The organism is Chryseobacterium sp. JUb7 (genome assembly GCF_024806495.1).
Classification (GTDB): Bacteria; Bacteroidota; Bacteroidia; order Flavobacteriales; family Weeksellaceae; genus Chryseobacterium.
The window spans coordinates 55,826-70,371 of sequence record NZ_JANUFF010000007.1 but is presented as its reverse complement, the minus strand read 5'-3'; the positions used below and the strand labels follow the sequence as shown (position 1 = coordinate 70,371).

General features: G+C 33.9%; 15 protein-coding genes. 2 read left to right on the top strand and 13 right to left on the bottom strand.

Annotated elements, in window-relative coordinates; translation table 11 throughout:
* Positions 1–153 precede the first annotated feature (153 nt).
* The 3 genes from M2373_RS14060 to M2373_RS14050 form a co-directional block, all read right to left on the bottom strand.
* Positions 154–699, bottom strand: coding sequence for a hypothetical protein (locus M2373_RS14060; RefSeq protein WP_259111680.1), 546 nt, complete (start codon positions 697–699; stop codon positions 154–156).
* Between the two features lie 53 nt (positions 700–752).
* Positions 753–1,952, bottom strand: a complete 1,200-nt coding sequence (tyrS, locus tag M2373_RS14055; RefSeq protein WP_259111679.1) for a tyrosine--tRNA ligase — start codon at positions 1,950–1,952, stop codon at positions 753–755.
* Between the two features lie 298 nt (positions 1,953–2,250).
* Positions 2,251–2,877 carry a TetR/AcrR family transcriptional regulator gene (locus M2373_RS14050; RefSeq protein WP_259111678.1) on the bottom strand — a complete coding sequence of 209 codons (627 nt, stop codon included), beginning with the start codon at positions 2,875–2,877 and terminating at the stop codon, positions 2,251–2,253.
* Positions 2,878–2,967: 90 nt separating this feature from the next.
* On the opposite strand from M2373_RS14050, the gene M2373_RS14045 reads away from it, so the two are divergent.
* Positions 2,968–3,105, top strand: coding sequence for a hypothetical protein (locus tag M2373_RS14045; RefSeq protein WP_259111677.1), 138 nt, complete (start codon positions 2,968–2,970; stop codon positions 3,103–3,105).
* Complete coding sequence (locus M2373_RS14040) at positions 3,105–3,461, top strand: hypothetical protein (RefSeq protein WP_259111676.1); 357 nt, start codon at positions 3,105–3,107, stop codon at positions 3,459–3,461. Before M2373_RS14045 ends, M2373_RS14040 begins: the two co-directional genes overlap by 1 nt.
* A 1-nt stretch (position 3,462) precedes the next feature.
* On the opposite strand, the gene M2373_RS14035 is transcribed toward M2373_RS14040, so the two are convergent.
* From M2373_RS14035 to M2373_RS13990, 10 genes are all read right to left on the bottom strand, one after another.
* Complete coding sequence (locus tag M2373_RS14035) at positions 3,463–5,847, bottom strand: outer membrane beta-barrel family protein (RefSeq protein WP_259111675.1); 2,385 nt, start codon at positions 5,845–5,847, stop codon at positions 3,463–3,465.
* Between the two features lie 128 nt (positions 5,848–5,975).
* Positions 5,976–6,593 carry a hypothetical protein gene (locus tag M2373_RS14030; RefSeq protein ID WP_259111674.1) on the bottom strand — a complete coding sequence of 206 codons (618 nt, stop codon included), beginning with the start codon at positions 6,591–6,593 and terminating at the stop codon, positions 5,976–5,978.
* A gap of 121 nt (positions 6,594–6,714) precedes the next feature.
* Positions 6,715–7,092, bottom strand: a complete 378-nt coding sequence (locus tag M2373_RS14025; RefSeq protein WP_259111673.1) for a VOC family protein — start codon at positions 7,090–7,092, stop codon at positions 6,715–6,717.
* 47 nt (positions 7,093–7,139) lie between these two features.
* On the bottom strand, positions 7,140–8,225 hold the full coding sequence (locus tag M2373_RS14020) for a serine hydrolase (protein ID WP_259111672.1): 1,086 nt from the start codon (positions 8,223–8,225) through the stop codon (positions 7,140–7,142).
* A gap of 93 nt (positions 8,226–8,318) precedes the next feature.
* A complete protein-coding gene (locus M2373_RS14015; RefSeq protein ID WP_259111671.1) occupies positions 8,319–8,702 on the bottom strand; it encodes a hypothetical protein in 384 nt (127 codons plus the stop codon).
* 51 nt (positions 8,703–8,753) lie between these two features.
* On the bottom strand, positions 8,754–9,419 hold the full coding sequence (locus tag M2373_RS14010; protein WP_259111670.1) for a hypothetical protein: 666 nt from the start codon (positions 9,417–9,419) through the stop codon (positions 8,754–8,756).
* A 54-nt stretch (positions 9,420–9,473) separates the two neighbouring features.
* Positions 9,474–10,205 (bottom strand): bifunctional 2-polyprenyl-6-hydroxyphenol methylase/3-demethylubiquinol 3-O-methyltransferase UbiG, encoded by a 732-nt coding sequence (locus tag M2373_RS14005; RefSeq protein ID WP_259111669.1) that lies wholly within the window; start codon positions 10,203–10,205, stop codon positions 9,474–9,476.
* Positions 10,206–10,273: 68 nt separating this feature from the next.
* On the bottom strand, positions 10,274–10,474 hold the full coding sequence (locus tag M2373_RS14000) for a YqaE/Pmp3 family membrane protein (protein WP_259111668.1): 201 nt from the start codon (positions 10,472–10,474) through the stop codon (positions 10,274–10,276).
* 122 nt (positions 10,475–10,596) lie between these two features.
* Positions 10,597–12,081: a T9SS type A sorting domain-containing protein gene (locus M2373_RS13995; protein WP_259111667.1), complete on the bottom strand. Its 1,485-nt coding sequence runs from the start codon at positions 12,079–12,081 to the stop codon at positions 10,597–10,599.
* Between the two features lie 246 nt (positions 12,082–12,327).
* Positions 12,328–14,385 carry a M3 family metallopeptidase gene (locus tag M2373_RS13990; protein ID WP_259111666.1) on the bottom strand — a complete coding sequence of 686 codons (2,058 nt, stop codon included), beginning with the start codon at positions 14,383–14,385 and terminating at the stop codon, positions 12,328–12,330.
* Positions 14,386–14,546 lie beyond the last annotated feature (161 nt).

The following is a 14,546-nucleotide window of genomic DNA, read 5'->3' as shown; positions in this document are numbered from 1 at the left end:
TGAATGGCAAAAATAAGAAAATGTATTATTTCAACCCAATTCTCAAGTTCTTCCAGGCAAAAGTGTTTTTTCTAATCCACAATAAAGATCAGAGAGTCTTCTGGAGGAATATCTACCATAATTTGAACTATATTCTGTTATATTTTTATTGTTTTAGTCCAGATTAATATTTCTTGTAATTAAATAATCATGATCAATATTTTCTTTTTCAAAATATTCAGGATATATGGTTATTTTCAATATTTCATCACCAAGATAATCACGGATAAATAATTCGTTGCCAATTAATTTTATAACTTTTTGAAATCCTTCTGAAAAAATTTCTTCTGCTCTTAATGTATTGATATTGAAAATGAAAATTCTTGCGCGATGCTTATCTCTATATTTCAAAATTAAAGAATTACCACAGAATTCAATAAAAGAAGCTCCTGATGAGGGCATAGACATCGTATTAAGCGGAGGACGCCAAGTCACAATGAGATCTTTTCTTATTCTCATTTTTACCTGATCATTACCCACTTCATTCTGCTGCCACCAGGCAAGCATTTCATTATTTCCAATAGCAATGGCAAAACCAGATACCAAGTTCTCGGCACCATAATGATCCAGCCATATGATTTCATCTTCAGAAATGGTCGTTTTTACATTCTGCTCATGAAGTTCCTCTTCTATAATTCTGAAAATTTCTTTTTGGGTCATTGGATTTCCTTATTCTGACTAAGATATTAAAAAATCTATTTTATTTTTCATTATTACAAAAGTTCAAAGAAACTTCTTTTTCCAATTTTGATTTTTGTGTGTTGTATTACTTCTATTTCCTCATTAGAATTGATTATTTTATGGTTGTTGATTTGAACTCCGCCATTTTCAATCAACCGTCGGATGAATGATTTACTCTCGTTGTTTTTTAATTGCTGACAAAGATCTATTAATGTTATTTTATTGTTTATATGAGACAATGAATTAATAAAGACGGGCTCAAAAACTTTCTCTTCAAAATTTTTATTTTGGAACTGGTTACTGAAAAATTCCTCTGCTTTCTCTGCCAATTCCGATGTGTGATATTGAGAAATGATATTTTTAGCAATGAGTTTTTTTATATTCATTGGGTTTTCTCCGGATTCGATTTTTAATTTCAGGTTTTGCTTTTCTTCAGATGAAAAATCTGTTGCCAGGTCAATAAATTCATTAATTAAAGAATCGGGGATTGATAGGGTTTTTCCAAACATTTCGTTAGGCTCATCGGTCAGTCCTATGGTATTATTCAAAGATTTACTCATTTTTTCTTTGCCGTCAAGCCCTTTCAGTAAAGGCATACACATGACAATCTGTGGTGACAGATGATGGCTTTCCTGTAGCTGTCTTCCCATGGTACAGTTAAAAAGCTGATCAGTACCGCCCATTTCAATATCGCATTTAATCTGAACAGAATCAAATCCCTGTAAAATAGGGTAAACGAGTTCATGCATGGCAATGGGAGTGTTTTCTGTATACCTTTTATTAAAATCTGTTCGGTGCATGAGCTGAGCGACCATTACTTTCGACATGAGCTGAATGACCTCTGAAAAATTCAATGCATCCAGCCAGTCGGAATTAAATACAATTTCTGTTTTTTCTACATCAATGATCTTTGAAAGCTGGTTGATATAGGTTTGGGCATTATGCTGAACTTCGTCTCCTGTTAAAGGTTTTCGTGCCTTGTTTTTACCGGTAGGGTCACCGATTCTTGCGGTGAAGCTTCCTACGATGATGATAATCCGATGTCCTAGATCCTGAAATTGCTTTAATTTCTTCAATACCACGGCATGACCCAGATGTAAATCCGGAGCGGTAGGATCAAAACCCAGTTTGATGATAAGTTTTCTGTTTTCTTCTTCGGCTTGCTGAATTTTCTGTTGTAAGCCGTTTTCCGGTAGAATAATTTCTACATTTTCTTTTAATTGATTGAGCATTTTGATAAGTTTTTAGACATAAAAAAGCCCGAACACAAATGTCCGGGCTCTATATAAATTTAGATTAAATTTTTACTGAATTGCAGCTATAGAAAATATTCCCGAACGATAGAACGGGTTATAATATTCGCTGAAAAATGGAAGACGTAATATGTTATTTAAGTGCTTCATTGTTTTGCAAAGATAAAGATTTATTTACATCCAAACATCACGGGATTGAATAAGGGCTTCCTTTGCTGTCATAATTTTATATGATTTTTATTGACGGGGACTTTGCAATGAATAAAATAAATACCTTTTATTTTTCTGTGATGTATTTCAGTTCGTATATTTTTTTTTGATCATCATTCAGCCAGGGGTAAAATAAGTTTAAAAAAATTACAGAATATTGTTGAAGGGCTTTTTCTTTGTTTAATTTTAGAGTTAAGCTATTATATGCAATCCAATTATCTCCTATGATAAAAATTTGGGTAACGAGGCTGTCTAAAATAAAGATGGGGATATTTTCTTTAAAGATTTTATTTTTTTGAAAATCTGAAAAAATAGATTGGAATTCTTCTTTTCTGCTGATATTTAAGTTTTTGTATTGAGATTCTATTTCGGGGATTTGTCTTAGGATGTCAACAAAGTTTAGAAATATAAATCGATAAGAATACAAAATCTCAAAAGTAGAAATTATATAATGATAAAGGGTTTCAAGATCTTTATATTCTATGTTTTTTAAATTTTCGAGAAGATGATCCATTTTAACTTTCAAATCATTAAAAAGATGTTTGACAAGGTCTTCAGAATGCTTAAAATGATAATGCAGATTTCCCGGACTCATCGACAATTCTGTAGCAATATGCCTCGTTGTAACCGCATGGTAGCCCTTGTCATTGAATAAACGTAAAGCTGTTATTAAAATCTTTTCCTTGGTTTTCATGCCCCCAAATATAAGAGAGTTTTAAATAATAATATTAAAATTAGAACAATTGTTCTAATTTTAATATCTTTGTCCATATAAATCTAAAATATGGAAGGGAAGAAAATGTTTAATTATGAAAAAGAAGATGGGAAACAGTCAGAAAACAGTAAAAAAGAACCTCAGGAAATTGTGGTAAAAATAGTTCAGGTGATTGTGGGAATTATTATGGCTATTTTTCATATGTAATGGACAGAAAATTTTCTATCGGATTTTTATCAGGGCTCTCCATGTGGCTTATTATATTTCTATTGCGAAAAAACGGAATAATTATTCCCGTTATCAATAATTATTTGACGGATTTGATTACCATACCAATGTATGCGTATCTTATTGAGTATATTGTCAACAAAATACCGGGCTTCCGATGGAAACCCGATTTGAAATTTATACTGACATCAATTTTGTATATATCTTTTTTATTTGAAGTTTTTTGTCCGATGATTTCAGATCGATTTACGGGAGATGTTTTTGATATCGTTGCTTATTCCATCGGTGGATTGGGGTATTATTTTTTCAGAAAAAAAACTTCAGTCATTTCTTAGGTTAATTTCCATTTCCCCCGGCTCTGCTTGATTCTTCAAATTTTACCTGTTTTGTTGCTCCCTTGATATTGTTGTTTCCGAATTTATAGGTTACAGAAAGATAAAGGTTTCTTGTAATGCCCTTGTAGTAATAAACTGCATCGTAAGTCGCATAATATTCTGTTCCTTTTGATCTGTTGGTGTTGAAAACATCATTCATGTAAAGATTGATCATCAGGTTCTTTTGCATTAGATTCAGTTTCATGCCTGTGTATACAGATGCATTTCCGTTAAAATAAGTATTTCCGCTTCGGTTGGGGATATTTCCCCATAGTCCAAGCATCAGAGTAAGTGTTTTTTCTTTGTTCAGGAAGAAATTATTGTCAAGATTGAAGTTGGCACCATAACCGGCCGGCGCTGCCAGAGCATCCGGATCATAAGAATTTGATTTGGCATAAAAACCATTGACGAAAGCATTGGATTCAAGCCATTTTAATTTGTTGTAATTATAACTAATATTAATTCCTGCCTGATTTTCATTATAAAAATTCTTTACGATGCTGTATTTCAGATCGGCTCCTTCCAAATATTGAATTCGGTCCCAGTTGTCTTTGTTATAATTATAATAAAGTGTCACATTAAAATTATTCTTAAAAACATATCCAAATTCAAAATTATCCGAGAAAGAAGGTAATAAATACGGGTTTCCGGTGCTGTATTCAAATTCGGAAGTATAAAACTTAAAAGGATTTAAATTTCCAAAATACGGACGGCTAATCCTCCTGGAATAGTTGAGTGAAAAAGTATTGTTATCATTGGCTTTATAGCTTATGTAAGCGGTTGGAAAAAATTTACCATACTTTATTTTTGCTGATGTATCATCATTCATAGAGACTCCTTCAAGTCGAGTATATTCATAACGGATTCCTGCTTTAGCATCCCATTTTTCGCTGATTTTAAATCCTGCAGAAGCATAGACTGCGTAATTTTCTTCATCATAAAGAAAAGTATTGGTTCGTCCTTCGTTGATGATAAAATGATTATCCTCGATATTAAAAAAATTAAATTCTGAATCGTTTTTAATCTTTGTATATTTTGCCCCCCATTCTGTTTTGATCTTATTAAAATTTTTCTCAAGATCTGCCTGACCGGAGTAGATTCTGTACTTACTGATTGGGTTGGCAAAGGTTGAAATTGTAGTGTTTGTAATGGTATTATAAAAATTCCGGGCATCAGAATTATTCAGCATCAGATTAGCAGATAAGCTTAACTTACTTCCCAGTGTGTCAAGTTTAAGATCATAAAAAGCGGAAGCGTTATGAACATTTCTTTTGTTTAAATTCTGATAGTTGGAAGCTACATCTTTCTGATCGGTCCCACTGAAAATTTTTGAGCGGCTTTCTCCTTTTTCTAAAGGGTTGCTATAGGAATAATTGTAATTGATTCCGACAAGGTTTTTATCATTCAGCTTGTATTCAGCTTTTACATTTCCGCCTTTATAGCGGTAATTACTGGAGCTTTTTGTATCGGTGTTCCAGTAATTGTTGTAGCCGTTGGTTCCACTAAGGTAATTATAAGAGGTATTTTCCCAGAAATTGTCTCCCAAAGATAGATTTGTTGTTACAGAAAGTTTATTTCCCTGATAGTTAAAACTGACCCCGCTTCTCGTAGAAACAGCAGGTCTTCCCCAATAATAGCTTCCTGAAGTCTGAAGGGAGCCATTCCAGCCTAAGTTGGTGTTTTTCTTCAGAATGATATTAATAAGTCCACTTTTTCCCTCCGCTTCGTACTTTGCCGGCGGGGTTGTGATGACTTCAATTTTTGCAATATCGTCTGAACGTAATGTTTTTAAATAATTGATGAGCTCCTGGCCGGATAGATTCAAAAGTCTGTCATTGACCATAATGGCCACATTACTTTTTCCTGCAATAGAAATGGCATCATCGGTAGCCCGTACCATCGGAGTCTTTGCCAATGCTTCAATCGCATCGATTCCCTGTGAAGCAACAGAATTTTCGACATTGAAAACCAACCGGTCAACTTTTCTTTCAAAGAGTTTTTTCTTCCCGGTGATAGTTACTCCTTCTATTTTCTGCTCGGTTGCAGGAGCTTCTTCTTTTAGGGTAAAATCTTTTTTCGTATTTCCGGTAACTGAAATTTTTTCGCTGTTGGTTTTTATTCCGTCCTTGATAATTTCAAGTAAATAATTTCCATTTTCTTTAAGCGGTATTTTAAAAATCCCTTTTTCATCTGTAATAGCAGAAAACTTTAACTCATCTTTTGTGACCAGAATCTCAGTTTCTGCAGATGGTTTATTTTCTCTGTCAGTAATGGTGCCTTCAATGCTTTGAGCTAAAAGAAAAGGTGAAGATGCCAAGCTTAAAAGAAAAACGAGTTTTTTATTCATGAGTAATGTTTTACTCTAATGACAATTCAATGGTGAGTGATGTTACATTATGATGAAAATAATTTTATTAATCTTAAAAAAAATAATGGATAAAAAACTAGAAGAATGGCTTCTGATGAGAGAGATTTTTAATCATTATGAAGTTTCATGATATTTCCTTTATAAAACTTGGTTAAGTCATAAAGGTCAGTAAAATAGCGGTAAAGATGATCTGTATTTCCTTTGTCTACACCATTGAGACTAAACTGATTTTCCGCAAGAGAGAATAATTTCTGATGATCGTATTTCAGATACCGGGATAAAATATTTTCTTCACCCTGAATGACCATTCCTGTATAAAATATTCCATAAATCAAAAACTGATTAAAACTGTCACAATTGAACGTGAAGTTTAAATGGCATTGAGCATTTTTTTCGTAATCAGACAGTATTTTTTGAAAATTATCCACATGATCTTTCTGGGGAATCTCATAAAAAACATCAATTCCATTAATGAAAAGCTGAGTTTTTATTTCTTCTTTGTCGGATTGATACTCGTTTTCAAACCAGTCTATTATTGATATGAGTTCTTCCTTATTAAGGCTTTCAACGGACTCAGTCAGTTTGTTTTTAATAATTTCCAGGCTGGTTTTTTTATCATTTTTTAAAAAATTAAGAACCTGAGTTTCTTCACGACAAATCTTATTGTACAAATTAATTTTTGCAGCAACAGGGTTGGTTTTTATGAAAAAAAGTTCTTCTGCCATAATGTTATGTAATGCCTTGTTTTTGGTGATTTCTCAGACTAAGGTAGCGAAAAATTTTACATAAATTGAGTATATTATTTAATTTGTTTCATCAAAGTCAAATGATGATATTCTGTTTTTTTTAATGTATCGTTTCATGTAACGCAATTCTGTTTCCTTCAGAATCTTCAAATTCTGCTACAGCAAAGCCATATTTTTCATCGATTCTTTTAGGATATAAAATTTTTCCACCATGTTTTAAGACTGTTTCTAAAGTAAGATCGATATTTTCAGTTTTAAAATAAATGATGATTCCTTTTTTTGTGGGTTGGTATACATCTCCTTTTGCTAATGCTCCCGTAATTCCGCTTTTTGTTTCTTCAAATGGAAATAAAGCCATTTCATAATGATCAATGATCTCCTTTTCAAAATTAAAATTGAAAACAGAAGTATAAAATTGCTCGGCACGAATCAGGTCATGAACCGGTATTTCAAAATAAATAACAGGGTTGGTCTTCATAGGTGATTTTTAATTTTTCAGACTGTTTTTAATTTAATTAATTGTGATTAATTTTTCATATTTTCCAAAACCATTTTTGCTATATTTCTCGTGATCTCAGTGGGAGAGTGGCAGTCGCAGTTGCTGAATCCAATGACATAGATGTCCTGTTCAGGAATGTAAACGCCCATGCTTTTAAATCCAAAAATGCTTCCACCGTGTTCTCTGGTAGATATTCCGTTGATATCTTTAAGGTGCCATCCATATCCATAGGTAAACTTTTCACCATTATTCAATGTGTATTTCTGAAAGGCTTTTTGTGATTCTATTGAGGTTAATAAGGTATTTTGTGATAAAGCATTCTGCCACTTCAGCATATCGTCAACAGTCGACATAAGGGACCCGGAAGAAAATGGAATGCTGAAACTGATCATTGTTTTATTCACATATCCAGATTCTTTTTTATGATATCCATAGGCTCTTTTAGGTACAATCTGTCGATCGGTTGCATAATAAGAATGGGTCATTCCTGCTTTTTCGAAAATATTTTTTTTGATAAAGCTTTCATAAGAATCTCCCGAAATCAGCTCTATGATATAGCCTAACACCACATATCCTGAATTATTATATTCAAATTTTTCTCCTGGTGCGAAATCAACAGGTTCATTTTTGAAGAAATCTACCATTATTTCAGGTTTCATGTCTTTTTGGGCAATCGATGAGAGGGTTTTCATTTTTGTGAAATCTTTAATTCCGGAAGTATGGGTCAGCAAATGGTGAATGGTGATTTTATCGCCTGAAGGATAGTCTTTAATATACTTTGAAATGGGATCATTTACATTAAGTTTTCCCTGTTCTTCCAGAATCAGTATAGAAATCGCCGTAAATTGTTTTGTCATGGAACCGATCTGAAAAACATGATCCGGAGTCATATTCACCTCCAGTTCAAGATTAGCCTTTCCAAATGCTTTTCTATACAGATTTTTCCCTTTCTGAGCTACCATAAAAACTCCACCGGGTTCGTCTTTATCTTTAAATTCAGATAAAATAGTACTGTCAATTTTATATTCCAGTTTTTTAGATATCTTCTGAGAATAAAAGATCTGAAATAATAGCAAGGTCGCTAAGCAGGCTGATTTGGTAATTGGTTGCACGGTTATTATAATTTGGTTTATTAAAAACTAGGAAAGAAAAAATCCTTTAATTTCTTAAAGGATTGGTAGTTTTTTATGTGTAAATGTTACTTTTTAATGTGACTGAGGATCGAAATAGGCTTTAAAAGTAAGAGGGTCTTCAGTTTTATCTTCAGACTCTTCAAGATATTCGTGATACTCTTCCTGATGTTTTTCCATATAAACCATCACAATAGCCAGATTGATATAAAGGTTTTTATCTTTAGATCCCAGTTTTAATGCAGTTTTTAAGTATTCTAAAGCTTTTTCGTTTTCTCCCATATCAGAATAGATCGCTCCGATATTGATTAATGCTGGGGTATTTTCAGGTTCGATCAGTAAAATTTCATCTAATTCTTTGATTAAAAGATCATTCAGCTCATCCCAGTGATCTTCATTTTCCCATCTTTTTGCCTGAAGTTTTTTTACGTTTTCTAATCTTAGAACTATATTATTCATTTTTTTAAATTGCTGATTTTTTATTTTTTGTATGGTTTTAGGGTCGTCTTTTTACTTCCTGAAAGCTGCAAGTTCTTTGATTTCAGGTTTGAAAATGATCTCACGACCTGCCTGATTGATCAAAGCCCGAGCAATAGATAAAGGATGTTGAGGAAATTCTACATCATATTGTTCATGTTCAGATCGGTTCATAGGAGTTCCTTCTTTAAAAGTAGGATCGTAAGGACCTTCGAACCAGTTTTGAAGCTGGTCATTTTCAAAATTTATTTCACCTGAACTCAAAAGTTTTTCTAAAACGAAAGCATCTCTGATACCTGTTACATCAACCTCAGCAGCCTGTACTTTTACGACGAAGCTACAGTTTTCAAAAGGAATCGTGATGGAGGAAATATAGGTCATTCCGCCCTCAGGTTGGGGAATTTTAAAAATAGTTTTTACACCTGGAATATGATGTACATCAAGAAGAGCAACCTCAATGATGCCGCTATTGGAAGTAGAAATGTTTCTTCGGTAGAATTTTTTCAAAAAACCGAGATCTTTTACAGTCGGTATATCAGGTTGAATATCGAAAAAATTTAAAGAGATTAAAGCACTTTGTTCAGGATTTACCCAAACAATTCTGGAGTCATTTTCTTCTACTTTATTCCACCCGAAATGTGGAATAGAGATAGAATTGATAGTTACCTTTGCTTTTTTTTTCCTGAAAAAATTAAACATAATGGCTGATGGTTTTTTATTTGAATATTTTATTTTTCAATCCGTAATATGATATCATTTTTCTACAGAAATCAGGAGCATCATGGGTCTGCGCAGTTCGTCCTTCATTCCGGAAAATTCAGCTAGCATTTCTCTACTGGGTTCAGGTTCTATAATTTCTTTGATGGTGAAACCTTGCTTTAATAAAGCCATAAGATAATGGGTTAATGTTCTGTGATATTTTACAACATGTTCCCCGAGGAATGAAGTATTTCTCATTCCTTCAATAAAATAATCATCAACGGGCCAATGAAGAATTTCACCATTTTCATTGTAAATCCAATCCTGATTTCCCTGAGCAGTAAAAACAGGATGCTCTACCGAAAATACAAAATGCCCGTTTGGCTTAAGCCATTGATAGACATTTTTTGCGATCGTATCAAATGATTCTATATAATGAAAGGTAAGAGAACTTAAAACAAGGTCAAATTTTTCTGTGGAATAATCAAGATCTTCTAATGCTTTTCTTTCGTAAGTAATGCCTTCCAGACCGTTTATTTCCTTTGCCTTTTCAAGCATCTTTTCCGAAAGATCAATTCCGATTACCGATTTTGCTCCGTTTTCTATTGCATATCGGCAATGCCATCCAAATCCACAGCCCAGATCTAGGACTTCTTTCTCTGAAAAGTCGGGCAGCATCCGTTTTAAAGCATGCCATTCTCCGGCACCCTCAAGACCTTTTTGAGAACGATGCATTTTACTGTATTGTTCAAAAAATGATGGATTATCGTATTTGTTTTCTTTCATAATTTGATAATTAGCTTATTGTATGAGCATCGGCTAAGGCTTTTACCATTCATTGTTTACGGAACAAATTATCTTTTATTCTCCCTCATGGCTCGGATTAATCTTTCGTTTCTTTTGTCGGCTCTTTCGTTATTTAAAGACAAAACAGCCCAGATAGCAGCCGGAAGCCACCCAATTAAAGTGATTTGTAAAATCAGACAAATAATTCCTGTAAGAACTTTTCCACGAAACATGAAAGACAGAAAGGGAAGTAAGATGGCTAGTAACATGATCGATGATTGAGTTTATTATATTGTTAATTAAGATGCAATTTACAAATTAATACTATTGGACATAAAAAAGTCTCTGAAAACTCCAGAGACTGTATTGTATTTGAAAAGATCAAAGAAGGTTATTTAACCATAATTTTCTTTACAATTTTATTATTTTTAGCAGTTTTGATTACAAAATAATATAAGCCTTTGTTGCTTAAAGAAACTGTTTCCTTTTTACTGTTAGGAGCCAGTTTCATAATATTCTGTCCGATAGCGCTAAGAACCTGTATTTCCTGTAGGTTTTCGGCACTTTCTACAGTGACTTCTTCACTGGATGGGTTCTGATAAATTTTAATGTCTGCTTTTGAAACAGACTCTGTTTCCGAAGTAGACAAATAGCTTGCCTGAATAGAAAACAGCCCGGCATTGGAACTGCTTGTTCTTGCTCCGAAATAAAGAATATCATTATACACTACAAAAGTACTTGCCGTATCAAATCCATTTCCTGATCCCGGGAAAATATCTATCAGTCTAGGATTCGAAGAAGAGGTTGCAAGTGTGCTGTCGTAAACCCAGATTTCCCGGCCGTTGACTCCATTAGTAGCATCGAAAACAAGCTTGTTGTTAAATACAGTAAGGTTTCTTGGAATCGAATACTCAGTTCCGGGATAGATATCTGCTACAAGCTGTGGCGTGTTGACTCCATTATATCTCCAAAGCTCGGTTCCGACTGTATTGTTATGAGCAGCAAAATACATCTGGTCATTGTACAATGTTTTATAATAGGCAAGCCCTCCGTAAGGTGAGGTGTCAAAATCATATACTTTTGACGGATTATTTATCCCGTTATACATCCAAAGTTCTTCTCCTGTTCCATCATTTGCCGTAAAATACAGTTTGTTCTGGTATGTAATAAAACCGCCGGGAAAAGATCCGTTGTTTCCGGGATTGATATCGTAAACTCTGCTCGGGTTCGTCGCGGAGGTTGCTACTGCCGGATTATACACATAAAGCTCAGAATTATTGTTGTTTGTTGTTCTGCCGTTAAAGTATAATTTATCATTAAAAACAGCACTGACAAAACCGAAATTGGTCATGATTGCGTTCACATTAGGTTCGACAAGTCTTTTAGGATTGGTGGCGCTTACCGGTAAATTATCATCAAAAGTCCAGATTGAAATAGGGCTGTTAACGGCCTCTTCATAAAATAATTTATTATCAAAAACACGTAGTGAATTTCCTCGAGGGCCTATTATTCTTGGATTTGTTGCAGAAATGGGTAATGTATCATCGTACGAATAGGTATTCAGATTATTGCTGAAGAACAGTTTTCCATTATAAGTGGTGAAATTTTTCGGAGAAGTCCCGGTAGCAGGATCATTGTCAAGATCTACCAAAAGTTTAGGATTGGTGGCAGAAACAGACAGACTGGAATCATATACCCACATTTCTGTATTGGACGTGTTTTCTTCTCTTCCCATAAAATATAGTTTTCCTTTATGTACAGAAAATGCACTAGGAACCTGAACATCAGAAAATTTTTTGATTAAATTGATTTGTGCTTTTATAGAATGAAGTGATAACAGTGCAACAAACGCTGCAGAAAATAGTTTTTTATTCATGGTTAAAAAATATAAGTGTTTTTTTTTAGCAGAAGCTAATGTTAAGGTGCAAAAATAGGGAAAAGTCTACGTATTAAAACAGTAAATATTACATTTATTAGCATAATAGAAATGCAATAATCAAAAAAAATGAAGCCCGGAAAGACTTCATTTTTTTAATATTTATTTTGAGCATTCATTTTAGTAATTTTTAATCCTATTTGTGCAAAATCTGCTGAAGATTAAAAATACTAACCCTATTAGTATTTATCCAAATGCTCTTTTCAGTAGGCTTTCCACTTTAGGCTCACCTCCTCTGAAGTTCTTATACAGCTCCATCGGATCTTTTGTTCCGCCAGAAGAAAGAAGGATTTTATATTTTGCGGCAATTTCAGGATTAAAAATTCCATTTTCCTTAAAATACTGGAAAGCATCGGCATCCAGAACTTCAGCCCATTTGTAAGAGTAATATCCCGCAGAATATCCACCCTGGAAGATATGGGAGAAACTAGGACTCATCGCTGTTTCAGGGTTAGCAGGATACAATTGGGTCGCTTTTGTGTAATGATCCTCAAATTCTTTCACCGTTTTACCTGCCAGTTCATCAACTTTAGTATGGTAATTCATATCAAGCAATCCGAAACCTATCTGTCTCAAAGTCTGGTAGCCTTCCATAAAGTTTTTAGACTGAGCGATTTTCTCAATTTTTTCATCAGGAAGAATTTCTCCTGTTTTATAATGCTTAGCGAACGTTTTTAAGAATTCAGGTTCGTAACAGAAGTTTTCCAGAAACTGAGACGGTAATTCTACAAAATCCCATTTTACAGAAGTTCCTGAAAGGGTAGGATACTGGGTATTGGCAAGCATTCCGTGAAGAGCATGACCAAATTCATGAAACAGCGTGGTTACTTCCTGGAACGTCAGTAAACTCGGTGTATCTTTTGTTGGTTTGCTGAAATTACAGACAATTGAGATATGCGGACGGGAATTTTCACCCTCTTTTGTATACTGATTTTTGTAGCTCGTCATCCAGGCTCCGGCTCTCTTGCCTTTTCTTGGGAAATAATCAACATAAAGCAACGCTTTGAAAGTTTTTTCAGAATTGTTACTTCCATCCTCCGGCTTACCGCTTCCTGCCTCAAAAACCTCATACACTTTTACATCTTCATGGTATTTCGGGATATCGTTTCTTTCTTCAAAGCTTAATCCGAAAAGTTTATTTGCAAGACCAAAAACGGCATCCTGAACCTGATTTAACGGGAAATAAGGCTTTAGTTCCTCATCATTAAGATCGTATTTTGCTTTACGAAGTTTTTCAGCATAGAAAGCATGATCATAGCCCTGCATTTCATCAATACCATCAGCTTTTGCCAAAGATTTTAACTCTTCAATTTCTTTATCAGCGTACGGTTTTGCTTTCGTTAAAAGTTCATTCAGGAAATCAATGACTTTTGTTGGAGATTTTGCCATTCTCTCCTCCAAAACGTAGTCTGCATAATCTTTATAGCCTAATAATTCTGCTTTTTGCTGTTTCAAAGAAAGAAGCTCTTTAATAAGATTCTGATTGTCAAATTCTCCGCCATCGAAGGATTTTTTACCGTTGGCCAGTGCAATTTCTTTTCTTAATTCGCGGTTTTCGGCATACGTCATTAATGGAAGGTAGCTGGGATATTGTAATGTGACAACCCAGCCTTCCAGATCTCTTTCTTTTGCATCCTCGGCGTATTGTTCAAGGATAGCTTCCGGAATTCCTGCCAAATCTTCTTTATTGGAGATGTGTTTAAAATAATTATTTGTTGAAGCCAATACATTTTGTCCGAACTGAAGCGACTTTAAAGATAAATCCATGCTGATTTTCTTTAATTTTTCTTTGTCTTCTTCATTTAATAATGCTCCGCTTCTCACAAAACCCTTGTAGGTTTCGTTTAAAAGCATTTGCTGTTCTTCGTTCAGATTGTATTTTTCTTTTTCGTCGTAAACTTTTTTTATCTTATTGAAAAGGGCTTCGTTCTGGGAAATTTTTGAAGAATATTCTGTTAAAATAGGAGAAACTTCCTGAGCGATCTGTTGAAGTTCGTCACTCGTTTCTGCAGAGTTTAAATTGAAAAAAATATTGGAAACCGTATCTAACTGTTCTCCGGAATAGGCTAATGCTTCGATCACATTTCCGAAAGTCGGTTCTTCTGAATTATTGACAATAGCGTCTATTTCTTCTTCTGATTTTTGAATTAATTCTTTAAAAGCCGGAAGATAATCTTCATTTTTTATATTGTTGAATGGGGCAGAATGATATGGTGTATTAAATTTTTCAGTTAAAATATTCATATTCTAATTTTTAATTAATGTAAATTTAATGATTCTGATGAATCGACAGCAAAAATGCTCAAAAATGATGCCTGAATAAGAAGGTGTGACAAAATTGTTTAACTTTAATAATCTTGTCATATGCAAAGTTGAGATGAGGTGGGATTGACTAATTTTGACAG

What these genes read in the sequence shown, in the direction of transcription:
- M2373_RS14000 (WP_259111668.1), bottom strand. Translation starts at nt 10,474, where the DNA reads ATGTTACTAGCCATCTTACTTCCCTTTCTGTCTTTCATGTTTCGTGGA.
- M2373_RS14030 (WP_259111674.1), bottom strand. Translation starts at nt 6,593, where the DNA reads ATGGCAGAAGAACTTTTTTTCATAAAAACCAACCCTGTTGCTGCAAAA.
- M2373_RS13990 (WP_259111666.1), bottom strand. Translation starts at nt 14,385, where the DNA reads ATGAATATTTTAACTGAAAAATTTAATACACCATATCATTCTGCCCCA.
- M2373_RS13995 (WP_259111667.1), bottom strand. Translation starts at nt 12,081, where the DNA reads ATGAATAAAAAACTATTTTCTGCAGCGTTTGTTGCACTGTTATCACTT.
- M2373_RS14015 (WP_259111671.1), bottom strand. Translation starts at nt 8,702, where the DNA reads ATGAATAATATAGTTCTAAGATTAGAAAACGTAAAAAAACTTCAGGCA.
- M2373_RS14045 (WP_259111677.1), top strand. Translation starts at nt 2,968, where the DNA reads ATGGAAGGGAAGAAAATGTTTAATTATGAAAAAGAAGATGGGAAACAG.
- M2373_RS14005 (WP_259111669.1), bottom strand. Translation starts at nt 10,205, where the DNA reads ATGAAAGAAAACAAATACGATAATCCATCATTTTTTGAACAATACAGT.
- M2373_RS14035 (WP_259111675.1), bottom strand. Translation starts at nt 5,847, where the DNA reads ATGAATAAAAAACTCGTTTTTCTTTTAAGCTTGGCATCTTCACCTTTT.
- M2373_RS14040 (WP_259111676.1), top strand. Translation starts at nt 3,105, where the DNA reads ATGGACAGAAAATTTTCTATCGGATTTTTATCAGGGCTCTCCATGTGG.
- M2373_RS14050 (WP_259111678.1), bottom strand. Translation starts at nt 2,877, where the DNA reads ATGAAAACCAAGGAAAAGATTTTAATAACAGCTTTACGTTTATTCAAT.
- tyrS (WP_259111679.1), bottom strand. Translation starts at nt 1,952, where the DNA reads ATGCTCAATCAATTAAAAGAAAATGTAGAAATTATTCTACCGGAAAAC.
- M2373_RS14025 (WP_259111673.1), bottom strand. Translation starts at nt 7,092, where the DNA reads ATGAAGACCAACCCTGTTATTTATTTTGAAATACCGGTTCATGACCTG.
- M2373_RS14010 (WP_259111670.1), bottom strand. Translation starts at nt 9,419, where the DNA reads ATGTTTAATTTTTTCAGGAAAAAAAAAGCAAAGGTAACTATCAATTCT.
- M2373_RS14060 (WP_259111680.1), bottom strand. Translation starts at nt 699, where the DNA reads ATGACCCAAAAAGAAATTTTCAGAATTATAGAAGAGGAACTTCATGAG.